We start from the raw sequence: 20,950 nt of genomic DNA, 5'->3' as shown, positions 1-20,950 counted from the left end.
GAAGAGGTGCACAGATGCGGCTACGCCGTGTAGGGTGAGCGACGGCAGAGAGAGGTTGCATGGCTGAGGGTTGCATGACGCCTCGTTCTTAAGCATTCGCGAGACCATGGGACGCATCGCGCAGACCCTAAATAAGGCGAAGCTGACCCTTTTTGTGCATTCTCCCTCAGCAGCCGGAAACTAGCGCCTGCGCCTGAGAAACAGCAGGCCGAGACTCAACCCCAATAAAATCCAGCGGGAGGGCTCTGGCACGAGGACGATGGCGATGGTACCATTGGTTGTGAAATTGCTGATGTCCCAGGCGTAGCCTGAGCCTGAGATATCGGGAAGGTCGAAGCCGGCGGCTTCGTCCGAGTTCCCGTAAAGCTGGCCGATGTAGTTAAAGCGACTGTCAAATGTAGGCGAAGATGCGAGACCGGACCAGTCGAGGAGATTGTATACTGCTGGCGCGGTGGGGGTAAAAGCCGTGGCTGTGATGGTGAGATTGCCACTGAACAGCAGCGTTGTGGAGCCAGTGCCAACGATATTGAGCAAATCGGAGGTGCCGCTTGGATTTAGCCCGAGAATGATCGTGCTGTCCGACTGAAAATCGATCGTTCCGGAACCTGAAACTGGCTGGAAGGTGAGTGTGCCGTAGTTCCCCTGAGCGGTGCCATCACCCACCTGAATGGTGGAGCCGCTGGCCGCTGTGAAACTGGAGCCTTGAATGACTCCCGTGCCGAGGAGAGTCGCGCCACTTTGCACTGTGACCGCGCCTATGCCGGTGGTTCCCATGCCTGAGAGGCCGACTTGCAGGGAACCTGCCTCGACGAGTGTGGCACCGGTGTAGGTGTTATATCCCCCCAGGACAAAGGCTCCTGAGCCGGTCTTTGTGAATGCCACAGTGCCTGTGCCGCTGGTGTTGTCCACGATTGAACCGAGTTGCTGGCCCGAGGTGTCTCCTGTGCCCACTGTCAGCGTGGTGGTGGTACCCGTGGCGTTGTTGAAAATCGTGCCGCCAGGCGTGACATTGAGAGCACCCAAGGAGGCGTTGAACCCATTTAGGTCCAGAAAGCTCTGGGCATACATGGTCACCGTGGCTGTCGCAGAGATCTGACTGGCTCCTGCCAGCTTTACTGTGGCGCTGCCGTAGGCGGCACCGACTGTGCCGATGATCAGTTTCGACGATACCGCCACGGCGCCGCCTGTTTTCGCCAGCACGAGCGTGCCGCTGTTTACCGTGAGCCCCGAAGATCCGGAGAGGGTGTTGTCGGTGCTGCCACCGAGAGTCAACGTTCCGGTTCCGGCCTTGACCACAGAGAGGCTTGTGCCGGTCAAAGCACCGTTGAAAGTGGAATCGGGCATCGTTTGACTCAGCGGATTGCCAATGGTGAGAACTGAGTTGGCCGTGGTTGTCACCGTGCCGCTGCCATTAAGTGAACTGATTGTTTGTGAGGTGCCAAGGGACAGGGTGTTACCTGAGGCCATGGACACCTGGGCAAATGTGCCGATCGCGGTGGCGTTGTTTAGGCTCAGTGTGATCGCGCCGCCGGTGCCTGCCAGATTAATTTGAGTGCCATCCACCAGACTACTGGCCGCTGCGGCAAGTATGACGCTGCTGGCCCCTGCGCCGCTGTTTTGGAAAGTGATGATGCGTGGTGCGATGGCTTGGTCGGTCAAGGCTCCCAGAGTTAGACGTGCGTTTGCGCTGGCGGTGCTTTGCACATCGAAGATGGGATTCCCAGGCGCCAGTGATGGGCCACCGATGGTGATGGTTGTGAGGGTCAGGCCGATCGTGCCACTTGTCACATTGCTGCCAGCTTTGACAGTCAGAGTGTTGCCGCCGATGATGACGGCACCCAGTGTGAGTGTGGTGCTTGCTGCCCCAGCGGTGGCGCGGTCAATGATGATGGTCGAGTCTGCCAAAACATTCACTGCTCCGCCCACTGTGCCGCTGGAGTCAAAGCCCAGGCTCAAAGTTCCACCGTTCATGGCCATGGCGCCGGTGCCTACCACGGCGATGGCTGTTGCGGCCTGCAACCGGAGCGTGCCTTCATCGATCTGATTTGTGCCGCTGCGTGCGCTGGCTGCAACGCTGGTGACAGTCAGCGTGTTGGTGCCAAACTTGGTGAGCAGCGCATTGCCGGTGATGCCGCCCGCGTTGTTGATGAGGATGTCTCCCGTGCCGCCGATTTTGGCGTAAGACCCCTGCACCACGGTGCCCGTGATCGTGCCAAGAGAGGAACTGCTGTTGGTGATGGCGCCGCCACCGTTCAGCCCCATGCCGCTGATGGAGATGAGGTTGCGGTCTGTACTCTGCCCGTTGAGATCCAAGGTGGCGCCGGCGCTGATCGTGACGCCGCTGGTGGTGCCCAGTGCGGTGGAGTTGCCCAGCTTCAGGATGCCTGCGCTGACAATCGTGGCACCGGTGTAGGCGGAAGTTGTGGGAGCCAGTGTCAGGGTGCCCAGACCGTTTTTCGTCAGCGCCAGAGTGCCGGTGCCATTGCTCAAGGTGCCGGTGAAGGTCGTGCTCAGCGGGGTGCTGCTGTTGGCGTTGCCGACGGTCAGCGTGAAGACGCCGCTGGTGGTGACCGTGCCACTTCCTGCCAGAGAGCCGAAGGTCTGCGCGGCGCCGAGGTTGATCACGCTGTTTCCGTTCACCGTCACCTGCGCCAGCGTGCCCAGCACTGTGGCGATGTTGAGGTTCAAAGTGACACCGGCATTCGTGCCACTGTTAAGCTTCACCACCGTACCGTCCACCAGGCTGGCCATGGCTGTCGCAAGGGTGACGTTGCTGTTGGTGGCGGATGTTCCTGTATTCGCGAAGGTGATCGTCTTGGCCACGCCCTGGTCATTCAAGGCACCCAAGGTGAGCGTGGTTATGCCGTTGGTCGATGTGGCGGGGCTTTGTACATCGAATGTGGGGTTGTCGAGCAGCGTGGTGGCTCCGAAGGCAATTCCGGCATTGGTGCTCGCGGTGGTGACATTGCTTCCAGCCTGGATGGTCAGGGTCTGCGCCCCGATGGCGAGAACTCCGAGAGTGTGAGTGAGACCGGCACCGGCGGTGAAGACATCGGAAACAATGGTGGAACTTGCCGTCACAGAGACGGGATAGGCCACCACCGAAGCCGTGCTGCCGAGACTCAAGGTGCCCCCATTGAGGATAATCGCCGCTGCGGAGGTGCCGAGGGCGGAGGTGGAGTTGCTGATGCGCAGGGTGCCAGCGTCAATGCGAGTCGCCCCGGTACGTGTGCTCGCGAGCGCAACGCCGGCATTGTTGCCCACAGTCAGAGTCCCCGAGCCGGTTTTGACCAGGAGGTTGTTTCCAGTCAGTACTCCAGTGGAGGTGATGTTGCCTGTGCCGCCGATGCTGGCACCGATGCCGCCCGTGCCATTGCCCAAGCCGATGGTCAGCGCCCCAATGCTGGCATTCGTGACGCTGTTGTTGATCAGCGCCCCCGCATTGCTGATTCCTGTGCCGTTTAAGGTGGCGGTGTTGATGATGATTTTGCCGTTGAGGTCGAGCACCGCGCCCACCTGCACTGTTGCGGTGGATGAGCTCAGTGCTGCCGCGTTGCCGAGAATCAAAGTGCCGGCATTGATGCTGGTGGCTCCGGTGTAGGCGTTGGCAACGGTCAGCGTCAGCGTGCCTGCACCGTTTTTGGTCAATCCCCCCGTGGTGGTGCTGGTGATAGCGACCTGAATGCTCAGACTGTCGCCTGCAGCGTCTGTGCCAATCACCAGATCACCACTGCCGGCCGTGGTCAGGCCGGTGGCGGAGCCTGCGTCTGCGATCACAGCAGCCACGCCGCCGGTGATCAAAATACCACCGGCGCTGTTCGTGCCGTTGTTGATCGTCAGCAGGATGCCGCTGTCGAGGGTCAGGGTGTCACCGCCCGAGAATTTTATGCCTGCATTGACGATGGCCGAACTCGTCTGCGCAAAGGATCCGCTGATCAGGTATGGATTGAGATTTCCTGCGGTCAGGCTGCTGGTGGCCGTGGTGGTGGTGGCCGCACCGATGACGCCGGAGGTGGATGCGGCGAAATCAGCGCCGTTGAAATAAAGGCGCGCATTGATGATGCCATTCGTGTTGGTAGTGCCGGTGATGCTCACACTGGTGCTGGCGGGTGAGACGATGTTCAGGCCTGAGCCGAGTGCCGGAGTGACGAGGGAGGTGAAGGTCAGGGCATTCGTGCCGGAGGCAGGTGCATCCACTTTCAGAACACCGCTGCCGGAGGTGAGGGTGAGAGCGCCGAATGCCTGCGTGCTGGCGAGGGTGGCGCCGCCGTATTCAAAGGTGCCGCTGCCAGTGTAGGTCAAATCTGGCACGGCGACAGAGCTCCAGCTTCCTGTGGTGCCATCGCCGAGTTTCAAGGTTCCTGCATTGATCGAGATGGCTCCAGTGCTGGTGTTCACGCCGAGAAGGGTCCAGGTGCCTGTGCCGTTCTTGGTCAGTGTTCCTGTGGTGGTGCCGATGATGCTGGAGATGCTGCCATCTCCCGCGCCAGCGAGGATCAAGCCGATGCCCGTGCCTGTGATTGTTCCCGCATTCGTGAGATTAAGCGTGCCGCTGTCTGAGGCGATGGTGACTGCGGAAGTGGCAAGTGTGAGCAGGCCTGTGAAGTTGTTCACTCCGCTGACATTGACGAAGGCACCGGTCTGAATGTGGATGCCGTTGGAGCCTGCAAAGCCTGAGCCGCCGTTGAGGGTCAGCTTTTCCGCCGCCGTGGTGATGCCACCCTCAATTTGCAAGGTGCCGCCGTTGGTGACGGAGGTGGTGCCGGCAGTCGAACCCAGGGCGTTCGCGCTGCGAATGTTCAGGATGCCGGAACTGACGGTGGTGCTGCCGGTGTAGGAATTGTTACCCGCCAGGATCAGGGTGCCAAGTGCGGTCTGGGCGGAATTTCCGGCCACGATGCTGCCGATGTTTGTACCCTGGGTCACATTCCCGCTGATGGTGAGCTGGTCGGTCACACTGGTGATGGCCATGGTGCGGGTGGCCGCCACTCCTGTCCCTGTCAGTTGGAGCGTGCTGCTGCTGCTGATGGTACTGACCCCGAAGAATGTCATCGTTCCGCCTGTCTGATTGATGGTCAGAGTGCCGCTACCTGTAATCGTGGTGCCAAACGAAGAGGAAAGGGTGAGCACAGTCAGATTGAAGCCGTTCAGGTCCAGGGTCGAACCCGCATTCAGTGTCAGTGCCGTTAAAAGTGGAGCGGCCTGGTCACTGGCACCGAGGCGCAGGGTGGCATTGCCCGCAGTGCCGCTGGCAGAATTCCCGATGGTGAGGACGCCGCCGCTGATCGCAATGGCACCGCCGGTTTTCGCCAGGACCAAGGTGCCCGAGCTGACCGTCGTAGCGCCGGTGTAGGTGTTCGAATCGCTCCCATCCAGGGTCAGCGTGCCGAGCCCCAGTTTGGTCAGTGCAAGTGTCCCTGTGCCGTTGGACAGCACGCCGCTGAAATGGGTGTCCGGAAGCGTGTAGCTCAGAGCGTTGCCGACGGTTAAAATGAAAGTGCCGGTGGCGGTGACTGTGCCGCTGCCCGCGAGCGAGCCGAAAGTCTGCGCAGCGCCGAGACTGAGAGTGTTGCCTGAAGCGACGTTCACTTGCGCCAGAGTGCCCAGCGCGCTTGCGACATTCAGATTCAATGTCAGCGCTCCGCCATTGTTCGCGAGATTCACGACCGTGCCATCGACCAAGCTGGTGGCAGCGACTCCCAGTGTGACCGTGCTGGCCACCGTGCCGCTGTTTTGGAAAGTGATCGTGCTTGGAGAGATGCCCTGATCGGTGAATGCTCCCAAAGTGAGCGTTAGCGCGGCGTTTGCCGAACTCTGTACATCGAAGGTCGGGTTGCCGGGCCGCATGGAGACTCCGCCGATGCTGACCGCGCCCAACGTCAGGCCGATCGTGCCGCTGGTGACGTTTTCGCCCGCTTTCACCGTCAAGGTATTGGTGCCAAGGGTCAGTGTGCTCAGAGTGGTGATCGTGCCGCCTGCACCCGAAGTGGCCCGGTCAGCGATGATGGTGCTGTCATTGAGGAGGTTGACCACATTGGTGAAGGTTGTGGTGGCATCAAATCCCAGGCTCAGAGTGCCGCCATTGAGAGCGAAAGAACCCGTGCCAACGGGGGCGATGGAGGCGGCCGTCGCCTGCAGCCGCAGGGTGCCGGCGTCGATCTGGGTGGTTCCGGTACGCGCGCTCGTCGTCGTCGAGTCGATCACCGTGAGCGTGCCGCTGCCGGTCTTGGTCAGCAGCACGTTACCGGTGATGCCGGTTGAATTGCTGATGGTGATGTTGCCGGAGCCGCCGATGCTGGTGGAGGTGGCCAGTGCCGTTGTGCCGGTGACAACCGCCGTTGTAACGCTGCTGTTGATGAGAGCGCCAAAGCTGCCGACGCCGGCGCCGTTGATGGAAATGAAGCTGCGGTCAGTGGTCTGGCCGTTGAGATCCACGGTGCCTCCGGCGGTGATGAGGAACCCGCTGGTCGCCCCGCCTGCGGCGGTACTTGCCAGTTTGAGGGTTCCCGAGCTTACAGTCGTTGAACCTGTGTAGGTGTTGTTGCCGCCGAAGATCAGAGTGCCTGTGCCGATCTTGCTCACAGCACCTGCGCCGGTGAGCGCTGCATTGACCGTGACGGTGCCCGCTCCCCCAAAGGTGATGACGGAGGAATAGGAGATGACGCTGGAGGCCTGGATCGTGAGCGTGGCGGCGGCGTCTGCGGCGATCATGAACATGGCGTTCTGGGAGATGGAGCCGGTGATGAAGTTGTCGCCGCTGAGGCTGCGTATGGCGCCGTTGTTGGCATCGCCAAAACCGCCAATGGCTGCGAGGGCGCGGCTGATGGTGACGCCCCCGGAAAGTGCCAGGGTGGCTCCGTCCACCACGGTGACCGTTCCTGATGTGCCGAGCGCCCCGTTGCTGCGGACCTCTAAAATGCCGCTGGAAATCTGCGTGCCGCCGGTGTGCGCGTTGGTTCCAGTCAGCGCGGTGCGTGAACCTGGTGCACCATTGATCACCAGCGAGACAATGCCCGTGCCGTTGTTGGCAAGGTTGGAGTTGATGGTCAGAAGCTCGGTGGTCGAATTGTTGGTGAGGAAGAGCTGCCCGGCGGTGGCAGTCACCGTGCCGCCGGCGGAAAGCGTACTGGTCAAGCCTGCGGTTCCCACCGTCAGGCTGCGCGCGCCATTGACCAGTTGAATCCCTCCCTGCGTGCCCAGGCGCAGTGTCTGACCGGTGCCCAGGGAAATCTGCCGGTCCGTCGTGATGTCGGCCATGGACAGCGTGTTCAGGTAGGTGGTGCCTGCACCCAGTGTCAAAGCACCGGTGGAGCTGCTGTTGATGCCCACATTGGAGGTGGTGGCAAAAGGCGTGGAACTCAGGCTGCTTCCCGTTGTGTAGAAGATGTCACCTGCGTAGCCGTTGCCCAGCAGTCCACCCGCGGGCAGCGCCCAGCTTCGGCTGCCATTGCCACCGGTGTAGGTCAGCCACGGACCGACGAAACCATCCGCCTGTGTCGTGGTGATGGCACCGGAGGTCGGTGCGACAACGGCCAGAGTGGCATTCACATCGGTGTGTGTGAGCGTGCCCAGGCTGAGATTGACCGTACCCCCCACACCCGAATAAAGCTCCAGGGAGCTGTGAGTGCCGCTGACGATCACATTGGCAAGCCGCTGACTGTCCGTCTGACCGTCCTTGCCCATGAGGCGCAGGACGCTGACGGAATTTCCACCGATGAAGTTCAAATTTCCCGGCGTGGCGAGACCATGGTAGAGAATGTCATCCTGCGGCGAGGTGGCTGCAGTGAAATCAAGAATGGTGACGCCGCCGGAGTAGGTGCTGAGAGCACGGCCCAGAGTAGTGGCGCCGCCATAGGTGTTGGCGGCGGCCAGCGTCAGGGTGCCGTCGCCACGCGTGAAGGCAAAACGGGTGAAGCCGTAATTGTTGCCGCCATCGGTGATCGCTGAGTTGATGAGAATGCCGGTCGTCCCGAATGCTCCGCTGAAGTTGGTGTGCACGCCCGCGTCCGCCGTGAGTGTGATGCCGCCTGACACGATGGTGTTGTTGCCTGTGAAGCGGATGGCTCCGTAGGAGGTGCTGGAGAAGGTCAGGCTGTTGCCATAGCCCGCCAGGTAAAACGACTGGCTGTAGTTGGCGTTGGTGCCTCCCAGCACCACAGAGCCGCCCGCCTCCACCACGATGCCGCTGACATTTTGCACGGTGTTAGGAGCGCCGAGTGTGGCATAAATGCTGCCTGCAATCGTGAGCGTGCCCGTCAAGTCCGGGTTGGTGACCATTCCCAGCGTGATGTACTGGAATGCGGTGCCGCTGCCATATTTCTGAATGCGCAGGTTATTGGCCTTGAGTCGGAGATTGCTGCCGAGCTGGACGAACTGGGAGCCACCGGAGGAGAGGTTTTCCATCTGAATCAGGCCGTTTGTACCGAGGTCGATGATGCGTCCGGCCACGTCCCCCTGCAGCGTGTAGATGTTGTAGCTGGTCGGCGTGGTGGTGAAGCCGCGGAAGTTCAGGGTGGTCAGCTGAATGTCCGTCTGGACAGTGATGGTGATCGGGGCTGAGGAGGTTCCGGTGGTGGTGATCAAGCCGCCACCGATGTCCGCAATGGCCGTGGTGGAGTTCACCCAGGAAGTGTTTGTGGAGCCATCAAGCCAGTTGGTGTTTGAAGTGTTCCAGACACCGCTGCCGTTTTGCAGGCCGCTGGTGGAAGTGTTGGCATCCCATGTCAGTGTCTGGGCGCCGGCGGTGAGAGAAGTCAGCAAAAGTGCTGCGATCCACAGATGGCCGATTCGAAGTGAGCGGCAAACAAAGGTGAGGTATTGCATAAGTGATGCTTATTCAGCACTCCTTCGCTAAGCACCTGCGAGACCACTCCAGCATTCATGCAGACCCCGAATCGCGCAAATGAGACGCTAATTGTGCAAACGATTGTTACAAGCCATCAGGGCACGATGATGGCATGCAGGCATTGGCTTCACCAGGCATGTAAATCAGCATGCCAAGTCACTTGGTCATGGCCGGGCGTGGGCGCGGATAAGGGATTTCGGTACGCTGGTCGGGATGCTTTGCACCCGGTTTCTTATGAGCAGCGGTCGTGACACTGGAGAGAAACTGCAGCCTGCTGCTGCTGGTGCCTGATCCTCGAAGCTCCTCGAGCAGTTCATCAACACCCTCCAGCACGCAGGTGGGCTGGTAGACGTAATTGCGCAGATCTTCGAGGCGTGTGGATCCGGTCAGCACCAGGCAGGCCTGCATGCCAACTTCGATGGCACCCCGGATGTCTGTCTCCATCGTGTCACCTACCATCATCACTTCTTCGGTGTGGCGCTGCAGCAGCCGCCTTGCACGCTGGAACATGTAGGGGTTTGGTTTGCCGAGGAAATAGGCGCGCTGTCCCGTGCTGGCTTCCAGATACGCAGCCAGAGCACCTGCGCCGGGGCGGGTCACTTCCTTTTTCACGGGACACCAGTTGTCTGGATTGGTGGCGACCAGTCGCGCACCTTTTTCGATGAGTTCATGAGCTTTGGAAAGTTTTTCCGTGGATTGCATGCCTTCGCCAACGACCACGTACGTGGGGCGGATGGAATCATTGGGGATGCCTGCCTTTTGCAGCGCCAATGTCAGCCCTGCATCGCCCATGACGAAGGCTGTACAGCAAGGGTGGTTCTCCGCCAGAAACTCGGCGGTGTTCATGGCGGCTGTGTAAAAATGCCGTGCTGAGATCCCGTGGATTCCCAGATGGTTGAGTTTGACGACCAGATCTTCGGGCGTGGGTGCAGAGTTGTTGGTGACGAAGAGGAAAGGGGTCGAAGTCTCGATGAGGTGATGAATGAATTCCGCCGCCTTGGGCAGCAGCTGGTTTTCGCGGTAGATCACACCGTCCATGTCGATCAGCAGTCCTTTGGTTTGAGGCATCGTTTCAGAGGGGGTAGAGTTTGGCGCAGGCTTCACAGAATTGTCTGCATGCTTCGATGAACTCTTGTTCTAAGCATGCGCGAGGCCACCATTCCGTCCTTGCAGACCCCGAATTGAGCAAAGCAGACGCTGTTTGTGCATTCTGCTTCAGGAAGGCTGCATGATCCTGCTGCGATAGACCAGGGGGACGCAGTGCTGATGCTCTCTGAACTGCCGCTGGAAATGCGCAGGTGATACAAAGCCGCAGTCCATGGCAATCTGGCTGACGGTCAGGTCTGTTTCTGCGAGCAGAAGGCAGGCACGCGCGATGCGCAGCTCATTCACATACTGAGGCACGGTGCGTCCGGTGCTTTTTTTGAACAGACGGCTGAAAGCACTTTTACCAAGGCCGACGATGGCTGCCAGATCGGCCACATAAATAGGTTCTGGAAGATGGGATGCGATGAATTCACACGCCATGCTGATGCGGTCGGATGTCCCGGGTCGTGGCTGCGGCAGGACAGGAGATGAGATTTCCCGCAGTTCCTCCGAGTTTGACAGCAGATCAAGCAACTGCAGCAGCAGGATCACTCGCTTCATGCCATGCACATGGAGCATTTCCTGAACGATGCGCGTGGCGGTCAGCCGGGTGATGCCTGTGACCTCCAGGCCTTGGTCAGCACGTTGAAACAACCGTCGCACGGGTGTCATGGATGAGCGCTGCATCCAGTCCTCATGTCCTGGCAGTTGCGGCATGAACTGTACGACGATGGCCTCCACCTCTGTGAGAGGCGTGCCCGGCGCAGGCTGGTTGCGGTAATCGTGCGGCACATTGGAGCCCAGAAAGACGAGATCTCCAGGCTGGATCGAAGAGATGTTGTTGCCGATGAGTCGTTCAGTGCCGCCTTTCAACACCAAAGTGATCTCACACTCCGGGTGGTAATGCCACACACAGCCAAAATCCTGTCCGCGCACGACCTCGCATACCACCGGTTCGGCGGCTGCAAGCGGGGAGAGCATTTCAACAATGGGTTTCATCTGTTGCTCGTGCTGAGAAAATGCAGGATCCCGTTCCTGCAATGATAGAGGGCGAACGTGTCAAATCGTTCATGAAAACAGATACGAATCAAAGCTGCGTACAGAAGTTCATTTCTTGGATGAAGGATGAAAGGCAGAGTCGATTTTAGGCGCAAAAGAAGTTTCACAGTGCGGAGGTGAATAAACCTTCAGGCGAGGCATCAGGCTATGTGCATGGCTATGCAGCATGCGTGCCACCTGTTGTCGCTATGCCTGTCATCTGCACAGATGTGTGTTCATCTGCGACATTCGTATCACTCCAGCTTTACCGGCCCCACACCTGCAAGCCCGTCACTGGCAGCAGCGCATCGGCGGCGGCACGCCATGCCGGAGTTCCGGCTTTTTGAAAGAGTTCGTAGATGAGCTTCTTGCTGTGCGGATTTGCGACAGAGTTTGGTGCATTGCGCCATAAACCAAGCCTCAGGCCACCCTCGTGAGCATGATCTACATGACGGTGGTAAATAAAGGCGTCGATGGTGGGCTGGGTTTGAATCTTCTCCCATGCATATGCGTAGGCGGCGGCCTGAAGCTTTTCGCCCTCGGGCGTGAGAAGTGTGTGGAAACCCTGCTCGCTGAGGATAATGCGGCGTGGCTTTCCATGGAAGAGAAGTTCAGGGCGCTCCAGATGTTTTGGCAGCACCTCGAGGTTTTTGAAAGTGACCTTGTTGGTGTTGTCATCGTGCGTGACGGTTTTATCCGCCCAGGCGCGTGGATTGCCGAGGTCCTCAGGGTAGGGATGCCAGGCGACATTCCAGTCGAAGTCGCCGCGCTCACGCACGAGCCTTGCAAAGGTATCGAGGAAGTCGCGACCCAGGGTGGCTTCCTGCGGACTCACGTTGTGCATGCTGCTGCTCCAATGATGATCGGAGGAGAGGTAGGTGCGGGCGTTCAGGGAATGTCTGCGAATGGCTTGGTGCATGATGCGGAAAGCCTTCTCATATTCGCTGGCGGCAGTTTCGAGCGGCACGAGGCCCATGTTGTTCCAAAGAAAGTGAGAATTGACCTCGTTGCCGATGATCCAGCCCCAAACGCGTCCGTGGTCGGGATGAGCTCCGCTCCAGCGTTCTGCGAGCAGGTCCATGACGGCGTTCAGAAACCCGCTCGTCGTGTTCACGGCCCCGACGCTGAACTTGTAATCTTTGCGATGTCCCGGATGCAGCACGACGGCGTCGATGGCCGGGTTTTTCGAGGGATAGGCAATGATGATGAGATACACGAGCACGCCCTTGTCTGAGAGCGGCTTGATCTGGCGGTCCAGAGAAGCGAGATAATTTTGATTAAAAATAAACTCGCCGGTTTCAGGTTTCGATTTGGGATCAAACAGGCCGGTGAGGTTCACATTGATGCCCGCGTGGTGAATGCCAATCGCCAGCGCATCATCCACCATCTGCACCTGCAGGCCCTTTTGATTCGGCGGCGTGGGAAACGGATCGCTGTTTTGAGCAAAGGCGATTTGCGTGAGGAGGAGGCCGAGAAGAAGATGACGCATGAGTGATGAGACAACCACCGCAGCGAATGAGCAACTGCAAGCTGCCTGTGAACGCTGCGGCAAACCCGAAGCGGGGAAGTTTGGTGACGAGTTTATCTGCGACGAGTGCTACGCTGCCTGTGGGTCGTGCTGCGCAGGGGAAGAGGGGTAAGGACGGTTCTTTTCCTTTTCCGGTGCGAGCGGGCCAGCCCCGGGACATAATATTCAGGATCAGTATGGTGCCTGACACCACATGGTCCTGGGGCAAGGGCTCAGCAGCGTGAACCCATCACGCAATAGTAATGAACAAGGCAGGGAGTGAGGCCACGCGGGGAAGGGGGAGATGAACACCCAGCCACAAGGCCCCCATCCACCCAGTATGGTCACAACAATGCACAACATGCGTTGAGACGTGGTTCATTCCATTCGTAGGTTTCCGCATGTCTCTCACCTCCTTCTTCCAGCCTCGCAGCATTGCTCTTGTCGGAGCCACGGAGCGTGACGGCAGTGTGGGCCGTGCGATCTGGGAAAATCTGCGCGGCTTTTCAGGCCCGGTCTTTCCGGTGAACACCAGACGTGCGGAGGTGTGCGGCGTGAAGGCTTACCCGAATATTGCGGCACTGCCGGAGGTGCCTGAGATGGTGATCATTGTGACACCTGCAAGCACGGTGCCGCAGCTGGTGGAGGAGGCTGGGATGGCGGGCGTGAAGGCGGGGATTGTTATTTCTGCAGGGTTCAAGGAAACGGGGCCAGAAGGTGCGAAGCTGGAAGCGGAGGTGCTGGCAGCGGCGAAGCGGTATGGCGTGCGCTTGATTGGGCCGAACTGCCTCGGTTTGATGAATCCGCATGCAGGGCTGAATGCGACGTTTGCCAGCAGTGTGGCACAGCCGGGAAGGGTGGCCTTCTTGAGCCAGAGCGGGGCGCTATGCACGGCTATTCTGGACTGGAGCCATGACCAGCATGTGGGCTTCAGCGCGTTTGTTTCCACTGGTGCGATGGCCGATGTGGGTTGGGGGGATCTGATCCGACACTTCGGAGAGGATCCCAACACGAGCAGCATTGTGATTTACATGGAGTCCGTGGGTCATGATGCGGCGGCATTCCTGGCGGCGGCACGGACAGTGGCGGCGCAAAAGCCCATCGTGGTGATCAAGGTCGGCCGCACGGCAGAAGCCTCGCGTGCAGCCGCTTCACATACCGGTGCTTTGACGGGCAGCGATGCGGTGCTGGACGCGGCACTGCGACAAAGCGGTGTGCTGCGCGTGGATACGATCGAGGAACTGTTCGACATGGCCGAGGTGCTGGCCAAGCAGCCGCTGCCCACTGGGCGGAGGCTCGCGATCGTGACCAATGCGGGTGGTCCCGCTGCGCTGGCGACGGATGCGCTGGTGCTTGGTCATGGGGAGCTGGCGGAGCTTTCGGCGAAGACAATGACGGAATTGAACGCGCTGCTGCCCGCGCACTGGAGCCATCACAATCCAGTCGATGTCTTGGGCGATGCAGACGCGGTTCGGTTTGCAGAAGCATTGCGAATTGTTGCCGATGACGCAGCTGTGGATGGTGTGCTGGCTATTCTGACTCCGCAGGCCATGACGCATCCCACGAACATCGCTCAGGAGGTCGCGTGGATCGCAGGCCAGATCAACAAGCCGCTGCTGGCGAGCTGGATGGGGGCGCAGAGTGTTCAAGAGGGACGCGGCATTCTCAATTTGGCCGGGGTGCCGACATATGACTACCCCGATGAAGCTGCGCTGGCATTTGTGCGCATGCGTGAGCATCGGCTGCGCCTGATCTGGCTGAGCGAAACGCTGAGTGCCCATGCCGATGATGATGACAGTGAAGCTTTGCCTTTGGTGGGGGAGATGATTGACGCAGTACTGAAGAGCGGGCGCACTCTGATGACGGAGCAGGAAGCCAAGCAACTGCTGCAGGTGGCCGGAATTCCCATCGTGGAGACACGCGCGGCCTACGATGAAGCTGCGGCTGTCGCTGCGGCAGAGGCACTTGGGTATCCTGTGGTGGTCAAGCTGCTTTCATCCACGATCACCCACAAGAGCGACTGTGGTGGCGTGCAGCTCAATCTGCTCAATGCCGCCGCAGTGCAGCAGGCGTGGCGGTTGATCTGTGACAACGTCATGCACCTGCATGGCCTGTCTGCTTTTGAAGGGGTGACGGTGCAGCGAATGGTCACACAGAAGGGCATTGAATTGATCCTCGGGGCGAGCGCAGACGCGCAGTTCGGTCCGGTGTTGCTGATTGGTGCGGGCGGAACTTTGGTGGAGGTGCTGCAGGATCACGCGCTGGCCCTGCCGCCGCTGAATCATGCGCTGGCACGGCGCTGGGTGGAGCAGACGAGAATCGCCAAAGTGCTGCATGGCGTGCGCGGCCAGCCGGCGGTGGACCTGGCTGCGCTGGATGATACGCTGGTGAAATTTGCGCGGCTGGTGCAGCACGAGCGGCGCATCGTTGAACTGGATATCAATCCGCTGCTGGCGACGCCGGACGGCATCATCGCGCTGGATGCACGAGTGGTGGTGCGGGCCTAAATGGTCATAGGTGCGATGCACGGGTTCATGCCTCACGTAATGACATTTGCTCATCTAAATGTGGCGGCAACCGCCTGTTTAAACTGAGAGAAGCGGAAAGTTGGCAGATTCGTTGGTTGCTTGTATTTACGTTTGCTGCGTGAGATCAGCGGCGTCCAGAAGGACGCTGGAAACGAATTGTTTGAGTATGAATCCATTTTTTAAACACCCTCTTTTCGTGCTGGCGCTGCTGCTCGCGAGTTGCGGGCGCACTCCCTCGGGGCCTCCCCCTGCAGCACCGGGACCACCCGGACCCATGGAAGTGGGGGTGATCACCATTGCGACGACGCCTGTGACGCTGACACAGGACCTTCCAGGGCGCATCTCAGCTTTCCGTGTGGCCGAGGTGCGGGCGCGCGTCAGTGGCATCGTCCTGAAGCGTCTCTTCAAGGAGGGCAGCGATGTGAAGGAAGCGCAGGTGCTCTATGAAATCGATCCGGCGCAGTATGAGGCTTCTTACGAAAGTGCGTTGGGTACGCTGGCCCGTGCCGAAGCGGGTCTGAACTCCGCGCAGTTGAAACTGAACCGCATGAAGTCGTTGATCGACTCCCATGCCGTGAGCAAGCAGGACTATGATGAGGCCTCAGGCAGCCAGCGCGTCAATCAAGCGGAAGTGCTGCTAGGCCAGGCGGCGGTGAAGACCGCGAAAATCAATCTCGACTACACCAAGGTGACGTCCCCGATCACCGGACGCATCGGTCTCTCACAGGTCACGGAGGGGGCTTATGTGCGCACAGATCAGGCGACGCTGCTCTCCACGGTGCAGCAGATCGACCGGGTCTATGTGGATGTGAACCAGCCCAGCAGTGACCTGCTGCGTCTGAAGGCGGCCCTTGCGAGCGGCAGGCTCAAGGCGGATGCCTCGGGACAACCGCGCGTGAAGCTGGTGTACGAAAACGGCGAGATCTATCCCGAGGAGGGCACGCTGGAGGTTTCTGACGTGACAGTGAACACGCTGACCAATTCCGTGACCGTGCGGGCTGTGTTTCCAAACCCACGCGGCGATCTTCTGCCCGGCATGTTTGTACGCGCCCGACTGGAAGAAGGCACCACGCCGGATGCCATCCTCGTGCCGCAGCTGGCTGTCACTCGCAATTCGAAGGGCGAACCGACCGCGATGGTGATCGGAGCGGAGAGCAAGGTCGAGCTGCGGGTGCTGGAGACTCCGCGTGCTGTCGGCAATCAATGGCTGGTCACCTCCGGGCTCAAGCCGGGCGATCAGCTCATCATCAACAATCTTCAGAAGATCCGCCCCGGTGTGCCGGTCAAAGTCGCTGCGGATGCTCCTGCTCCAACCCCTGGCGCCGCCAAGTAATCCACGATGTCACGCTTCTTCATCGACCGGCCTGTTTTCGCGTGGGTGATCGCCATCATCATCATGCTGGCGGGGGCGCTTTCCATTGAAAGACTGCCCATTGCCCAGTATCCGAGCATTGCGCCGCCCACCATCGCGATCATCGCGACGTATCCTGGAGCTTCCGCGAAGACGCTGGAAGACACGGTGACGCAGGTCATTGAGCAGAAGCTCAACGGCATCGACCACCTGCGGTACATTGAATCAGCCAGTACTTCGGACGGCACCGCGACGATCACCGTCACGTTTGATGGTGAAGCCAATGCTGACACCGCGCAGGTGCAGGTGCAGAACAAGGTTGCGCTCGCCATTCCATCGCTGCCGCTGGAAGTGCAGCAGCAGGGCGTGCAGGTGAACAAATCGGTGCGCAACTTCCTCATCGTCGTGGGGCTCATTTCCACGGACGGCAGCATGTCCAACACCGACCTCGCCGACTACAATGCCAGTGTGATGAAAGATCCCATCAGCCGTCTGCAGGGCGTGGGTGAGATCCAGGCCTTCGGCACGCAGTATGCCATGCGCATCTGGCTGAATCCCGACCAGCTGACCAAGTACCAGCTTTCCACGAATGACGTCATCGCCGCCGTGCGTGCGCAAAATGCGCAGATTTCCGCCGGTGCGCTCGGGGCGCTGCCCGCCACGGAAGGCCAGCTTCTAAATGCCACGGTCATGGCGCAGAGCCGTCTGCAGACCCCGGAGCAGTTTGGCGCCATCTTGCTGCGCGTCAGTCAGGATGGCTCGCGTGTCTTCCTGCGGGATGTCGCACGCACGGAGCTGGGCAGTGAATCCTACAACGTCATGGCGCGCTACAATGGCATGCCAGCCAGCGGCATGGCCATCCGGCCTGCACTGGGTGCCAATGCACTGGAGACTGTGGACCTCGTGAAGAAGAAGGTGGAGGAGCTTTCGCAGTTCTTCCCGCCTGGCGTGAAGGCCATCTATCCCTACGACACCACACAGTTTGTGCGCATCTCCGTGGAGGAGGTGGTGAAGACGCTCATTGAGGCTGTCATTCTCGTCTTCGTGGTGATGTTTGTCTTCCTGCAAAGCTGGCGTGCCACACTGATCCCAACCATCGCCGTGCCTGTGGTGCTACTCGGCACGTTTGGTGTCATGTCGGCGGCCGGGTATTCCATCAATACACTGACACTGTTTGGTCTGGTGCTCGCCATCGGCCTGCTGGTGGATGACGCCATTGTCGTCGTCGAAAACGTCGAGCGTGTGATGCAGGAGGAGGGACTTTCGCCGAAGGAAGCCACGCGCAAATCCATGGATCAGATCAGTGGTGCGCTCGTGGGTATCGGGCTGGTGCTCAGCGCGGCCTTTGTACCCATGGCCTTCTTCACGGGGTCCAGCGGTGTCATTTACCGGCAGTTCTCTCTCATCATTGTCAGTTCGGTCACGCTCTCCGTGCTGGTCGCGCTGATTCTCACACCGGCTCTCTGCGCCACCTTGCTGAAGCCGGTGGCCAAGGATCACGGCATCAACAAACGCGGCCCCTTCGGCTGGTTTAACCGCGCCTTCGAACGCACGGCGGATCATTACACAAACGCGGTTGCCGTGTTTCTGAAGCACTACGTGCTCTCTCTTATCCCTTATATTGCCATCGCCGTTGCGGTTGTTTTTCTTTTCGAGCGCGCACCCACCGGCTTCCTGCCGGATGAAGATACTGGTGTGCTCTTTGCCATGGCCCAGCTCCCGCCCGGCTCCACACGTGATCAGGCGGATCAAGTGCTGAAGAAAATGGAAAAACATTTCTTCGAGGAGGAGAAGGACGTGGTCGAAGGCGGCTTCGGCGTTCTGGGTTTCAGCTTTAGCGGCAATGCGCAAAACCAGGTGCTCATGTTCGTCAAACTCAAGCCCTGGGGGGAGCGCAAACTGGCGGCGCAGAAAGTGAAGGCCATCCAGATGCGCGCCTTGGGCAAGTTTGGGCAGATCAAGGAAGCTCTCGCCTTCGCTTTCGCGCCACCCGCAGTCTTGGAACTCGGCACCGCGACAGGCTTTGACATGCGCTTGGTCGATCTCGGCGGACTCGGGCATGAGGCACTCATGGATGCCCAAGGTCAGCTTCTCGGCATGGCCGCGAAAAATCCCTTCCTCGCCTCAGTGCGCCCCAATGGACTTGCGGACACCGCTGCTTATCAGATCGAAATCGACCAGGAAAAAGCCAGCGCGCTGGGTCTCTCTCTGGCAGACATCAATGCCTCCCTCAGCACCATCCTTGGTTCCACCTACATCAATGATTTCATCGACAAGAACCGCGTGAAACGCGTGATGATGCAGGGAGACGCACCGTTCCGCATGCTGCCGGAGGACATCAACCGCTGGTATGTGCGCAATGCCCAGGGCGGCATGGTTCCGTTCTCCGCCTTCTCCAGCTCCTCCTGGAAAATGGGATCGCCGAAGCTTGAGCGCTTCAATGGCTCGCCGTCGCTTTCCATCCTTGGTGAGCCGTCTCCGGGGCACAGTTCCGGCGAGGCCATTCACGAGATCATTCAGATGGCGAAGTCACTGCCGCCAGGCATTGGCGTTGCCTGGGCGGGGCTGTCGTATGAAGAGCAGATGTCGGGCTCCAAGGCCTCATCGGTTTACATCATCGCTTTGCTCATGGTCTTTCTTTGCCTTGCCGCGCTCTATGAGAGCTGGGCCATTCCGTTCTCGGTGATGATGGACATGCCGCTCGGTGCGCTGGGGGTTGTCGCCGCCACGCAGTGGCGCGGCATGCCCAATGACATCTATTTTCAAATTGGCCTCATTACCATCATCGGCCTCTCGGCCAAGAACGCGATTCTTGTCGTGGAATTTGCCAAGGAACACTTTGATCGTGGAGCCACGCTCATCGATGCCGCGCTGCATGCTGTTCGCCAGCGTCTGCGTCCCATTTTGATGACGTCCATCGCCTTCGGTCTGGGGGTGCTGCCACTGGCGATCAACACCGGCGCGGGTTCTGGCAGTCAGAATGCGATTGGCACAGGGATTGTCGGTGGTGCGGTGACGACCACGTTGCTGGGGCTGTTCTTCGTGCCGTTGTACTTTGTGGTTATTCTGCGGCTGTTCCGGGTGAAGCCGCTCAATGCGCCTGAAGGGCATAAGGCTGAGGCAAAGTAGTCCTGAGGGCGCCTCCATTTGGACTGCGGTCGCGAAGTGAGGAACGAACGCAGCTACCGCTTTCGACGTGCCGCATGGTAAGCAAATACCCAAGGAATTCCAAAGGCGGGAGCCAGCAGCCTTTTGCAAGCCGGCGAGTACACGAATGCCTCGAGACGCTCGAAAGCGGCAGCTACGCAGCAGCACTCCAAAAACGCTCCGCCTGGCAGCAGTCTATTTGGACTGTGATTACGCTGCGAGTGACTCACGCTTTGATGACGCCCTTCAGCACCTTCATCTGAGAGGCTGCGCGCTCCTCGACAAAGGCCATCGCCTTTTTGACCTTGGCCTGGGCCTCGGGGTAGTCTTTGTGGATGCTCATGAGGATCTCGAACATCTTGGTGGCCGGGGTGGAGTCGAACTCGGGGGCCCATTCTTCCAGGCCGATGTCCTTGAACATCCAGCACTTCGGCGAGTGGAACTCGGAGAAGGTGTGCATCATCGGTGTGCCCATGGCCAGGGCCATGATGGGCGTGTGCGGCTCATGGCAGATGACGGTGTGGGCGCGGGCGTAGAAGGAGCAGGCTTCGTCCACGTTCCAGAACTCGTCGAAATTGACCACGTAGGGCTTCAGGTCGTCCGGCAGGGTGTCGTAGATGAACTTCTTGTTGTACTCCATCTCCTTGTTCACCTCCGGGGCGATGACCACCTTGAACCCCGTCTCCTTCACCCACATCGCGATGAGGTCCTGATAGACTTTCGCGCGGCGGGTGTCATCGGCGATGTTCTCGGGCGTGGGATGCAGTGTGTTGAGCTTCTGCGACCGTTTGTCATCCACGCCGGGGCTGCTGGGGGAATGCGTGCGGAGTTGGATGGTGATGAACTTCTTTTCCTCCAGGCCGTGTTTCTTCATCCGTGCCAGCGCCTTTTCGTCATCACGCACATCAATACCAAAGCAGCCATCGGGTCCGAATTCCAGCACGGGTGGCTTTACGCCCGCGTCCTGCAGCAGTTTCAGCGTCTTGGAATCGCGGCAGTAGATGTAAGCGGCACTATTCAACAGCGCGATGCGCTTCTCCGCATCCTTCCCCGTCACCATGTCCGGGAAGTAGGACTGCCCTTGCAGGCCCCAGGGCTTGCCCATCTTCTGGCAGTAGATCATGGAATCCGTGCTCTGCCCCATGCCGGGTCCGCGCAGGAAAAAGTCGCAGCGTTTCACCACCTCCTGCACCGCACCGCCTTCTTTGGTAAGCGAGCCCTTCACGATCTCCAGCTTAGGAAACCGCTTCATCAGCATCGCATCCACCGCCTCATTCGTGTTCATCGCCCACAGGATGACCTTCGCCTCCGGCAGATACTGCTCAATGAAGCGCAGTGTGCCGGGAGTGTGGCCGATGTCGCCGATGTTCTTCGTGGCCCAGCCGCATTGAAGGAGGACGGTTTTTTGAGGGGTGGCGGTCTGCGCGAATGCAGACAGGGCGGAGGAA

8 protein-coding genes are annotated in these 20,950 nt (G+C 59.6%); 3 read left to right on the top strand and 5 right to left on the bottom strand.

Annotated elements, in window-relative coordinates:
* Window positions 1-180: 180 nt before the first annotated feature.
* From AC24GY_RS09705 to AC24GY_RS09690, 4 genes are all read right to left on the bottom strand, one after another.
* On the bottom strand, window positions 181-8,823 hold the full coding sequence (locus tag AC24GY_RS09705) for an autotransporter-associated beta strand repeat-containing protein (protein WP_487682379.1): 8,643 nt from the start codon (window positions 8,821-8,823) through the stop codon (window positions 181-183).
* Window positions 8,824-9,001: 178 nt separating this feature from the next.
* A complete protein-coding gene (locus AC24GY_RS09700; protein ID WP_422322915.1) occupies window positions 9,002-9,913 on the bottom strand; it encodes an HAD-IIA family hydrolase in 912 nt (303 codons plus the stop codon).
* A gap of 147 nt (window positions 9,914-10,060) precedes the next feature.
* Window positions 10,061-10,930 carry a helix-turn-helix domain-containing protein gene (locus AC24GY_RS09695; protein WP_422322913.1) on the bottom strand — a complete coding sequence of 290 codons (870 nt, stop codon included), beginning with the start codon at window positions 10,928-10,930 and terminating at the stop codon, window positions 10,061-10,063.
* Window positions 10,931-11,234: 304 nt separating this feature from the next.
* Window positions 11,235-12,458 carry a DUF5722 domain-containing protein gene (locus AC24GY_RS09690; RefSeq protein WP_487682376.1) on the bottom strand — a complete coding sequence of 408 codons (1,224 nt, stop codon included), beginning with the start codon at window positions 12,456-12,458 and terminating at the stop codon, window positions 11,235-11,237.
* 419 nt (window positions 12,459-12,877) lie between these two features.
* Between AC24GY_RS09690 and AC24GY_RS09685 the strand changes: the two genes are divergently transcribed.
* The 3 genes from AC24GY_RS09685 (at window position 12,878) to AC24GY_RS09675 (ending at window position 19,484) form a co-directional block, all read left to right on the top strand.
* Window positions 12,878-14,983, top strand: coding sequence for an acetate--CoA ligase family protein (locus AC24GY_RS09685; protein ID WP_487682374.1), 2,106 nt, complete (start codon window positions 12,878-12,880; stop codon window positions 14,981-14,983).
* Window positions 14,984-15,170: 187 nt separating this feature from the next.
* Window positions 15,171-16,337: an efflux RND transporter periplasmic adaptor subunit gene (locus AC24GY_RS09680; protein WP_487682372.1), complete on the top strand. Its 1,167-nt coding sequence runs from the start codon at window positions 15,171-15,173 to the stop codon at window positions 16,335-16,337.
* 6 nt (window positions 16,338-16,343) lie between these two features.
* Complete coding sequence (locus tag AC24GY_RS09675) at window positions 16,344-19,484, top strand: efflux RND transporter permease subunit (protein WP_487682370.1); 3,141 nt, start codon at window positions 16,344-16,346, stop codon at window positions 19,482-19,484.
* Between the two features lie 244 nt (window positions 19,485-19,728).
* Here the strand turns inward: AC24GY_RS09675 and AC24GY_RS09670 are convergent.
* Window positions 19,729-20,950: polysaccharide pyruvyl transferase family protein (locus tag AC24GY_RS09670; protein ID WP_487682368.1), on the bottom strand; the 1,222-nt coding region annotated here is incomplete at its 5' end.

The organism is Prosthecobacter sp. Pr1, assembly GCF_057652315.1.
This window is presented reverse-complemented; position numbering and strand designations above follow the sequence as displayed.